Raw genomic sequence first — 2160 nt, 5'->3', positions numbered from 1 at the left:
TGAAGGGGTCAATTACCTAATTTTCAGGGAAAAAGTCCCTGAATTTTCCCCCCGATCACTCCCATATCTGGTACTTTTTGATTTACAAAAACTCTAAAAGTCTTAACCAACAAGGGTTTTACCATTATTCAGCCAGCCCTACTTATAATTACCGAGATGCCAGTAGGGATCGTTAAAGGTTGAGCGGGGTCGAAGGAGCAAAAGGCCCCTTGCACCCCAGCGAATAGAGGGTCAAAAGTTGTCAAAATATTTGACAAAATTGCCACTTTATGGTAAGGAATTGGGTTATTCTTGTCCCGTAAATTTTAAATTTCATCCCATCCAGTTAAGCCAGAAGACATGGTATAACTGGTAACGGTTGCTTCAAAAAAGTTAGCTTTGGTGTGGCCTTCTTTTTTGGTATCGGAGAAGCGTTCCAGATGATTATAGGGACTTTTGTTATACTTTTCTTCCCTGTATAAAGGCTCAAGTCCGATCGCTTTCAGTCGAATATTAGCGAGGTATTTGGTGTACTGTTCGGTACTGTATTCGGTAATACCTAAAATGTCGTTGCCAACAATGTGATTTGTCCAGCGACATTCGTGTTTAACGGCCGTATCGAACATCTCATAAATCTGTTCAACGGAATGGGAAAAAGTTGCCATGGCTTCGGGAATAAGTTTCTGATACAAACGGACGTGACTTAATTCGTCCCGGTTGATCATTTTGAAAACGTCAGCACTACCGGACATTAGCTGTCGAGAAGCGAGATTATAGAAAAAGATAAAGCCGTTGTAAAAATACAAACTCTCCAGCAAATAATCGGCGACAAGGGCGATAAAATAGCTTTCAGTAGTTTGTTTATCGATATATTGCTGGTAGAGACTAGCAATAAATTCACAGCGATCCTTGAGAACTTTATCGGTGCGCCAAAAGTCATAAACTTCGCCTCGGCGATCGGAGGGAATAATGGTTTCAATTAAGTATTGATAACTTTGATTGTGCATGGCTTCTTGAGAAATTTGTTCCGCCATACAAAGACTAATTTCTGGCGCAGTGACGCTACCTTTTAGGTGGGGAATATTACAGGTTTGCACGGAATCAAGAAAAGTTAGATAGGACAAAATACCATCATAAGCATATCTTTCTTCATCGGTAAGATGCCCGTATTCAGTTACGTCTTGAGTGATATCTAAGCGTTGCGGAATCCAGAAATTTTCGCGCATTTGTTGATATAAACCCACGGCCCAGGTGTAGCGGACATCGTTTAACTGCATCAGGTTGGTGGTGTTACCAAACCAGATCGAACGGTTTTCGATCGCATCATCTCCCGCCGGATTGAAGATCGGGGAAATGGGCATCGAATGGCAAGAATTAACTAAATGTAAGGACATGATTACTTGGATATTATGGCACTTTTAGGTTATAGTAGGTTTTCGGTAAAAAGTCAAATGTTTTGATTTTGATTAGGAATAAATTCAAAATCTAGGGCTTCTGCCAAAGTAAATGGGCAATCCTTCGGGAATTTCTCTAGGTTTATCCCTGTTTCAATAGCGGCTTTTTGTCTGGCTTTATTATAGCATTTTTTTAAATTGTCTTCTGTTAAAAAACTCTTAAGACTAGGGCTATTTTCTAAATCTTCTTCGATTCTCTCTCGCTGCTCAAAAAGGGTTAATGCCCAGCTTCTGGTTTGTTTTTCTGGCTCTTGTAAGTATTTTAGTAAATGCCATAAAATCACGATCAGATTGCTTTTTAATGCTTTCTGTTGACTGATAGACATAGATTTTATTTCGTCAATTAAATTCTCTAAATCTAAATCAGAAAATTGATGATTTTCTAGTAAATATATGGTTTTCTCTAGCCAGAGATAGTAGTCCTTTTCGTATAATTTCTTTTCCATAATTACCCCCATTATTTTGATATTTCAGGAAACCAATCCTCATTTAAAGCCTGTTCTATAGTGCAAATTGGAGCTAAACTGACCAAGTTTTCAGCCATTCCAGATAATTCGATCAAAGAAATACGAGCTTCTTGAAAAGAGTTGTTAAAAATTTCAATTAGATAAGGCTGTAGACTAGGACTATCGGCAATAATTCTTTTTATGGCACGACGGAAATTCCTAATTTCATTTTTCCATCCTCTTTGATTATATTCTAATTCCGACTGCCAGTAAACCAGTTT

At 38.3% G+C, this 2160-nt stretch carries 3 protein-coding genes; all 3 read right to left on the bottom strand.

The window, feature by feature from the left end:
• Positions 1–305: 305 nt before the first annotated feature.
• Positions 306–1373 carry a ribonucleotide-diphosphate reductase subunit beta gene (locus PX636_RS03285; protein ID WP_288116214.1) on the bottom strand — a complete coding sequence of 356 codons (1068 nt, stop codon included), beginning with the start codon at positions 1371–1373 and terminating at the stop codon, positions 306–308.
• Between the two features lie 53 nt (positions 1374–1426).
• The gene (locus PX636_RS03280) at positions 1427–1879 is read right to left on the bottom strand and encodes a DUF29 domain-containing protein (RefSeq protein WP_288116213.1); all 453 of its coding nucleotides are present in this window, start codon (positions 1877–1879) and stop codon (positions 1427–1429) included.
• A gap of 11 nt (positions 1880–1890) precedes the next feature.
• A partial coding sequence (locus tag PX636_RS03275; RefSeq protein ID WP_288116211.1) for a DUF29 domain-containing protein occupies positions 1891–2160 on the bottom strand: 270 nt, incomplete at its 5' end.

This window comes from Microcystis sp. M53598_WE2, assembly GCF_030067735.1.
Taxonomy (GTDB): Bacteria; Cyanobacteriota; Cyanobacteriia; order Cyanobacteriales; family Microcystaceae; genus Microcystis; species Microcystis aeruginosa.
The sequence above is the reverse complement of the archived record's forward strand: the minus strand, read 5'-3'. Positions and strand labels throughout refer to the sequence as shown.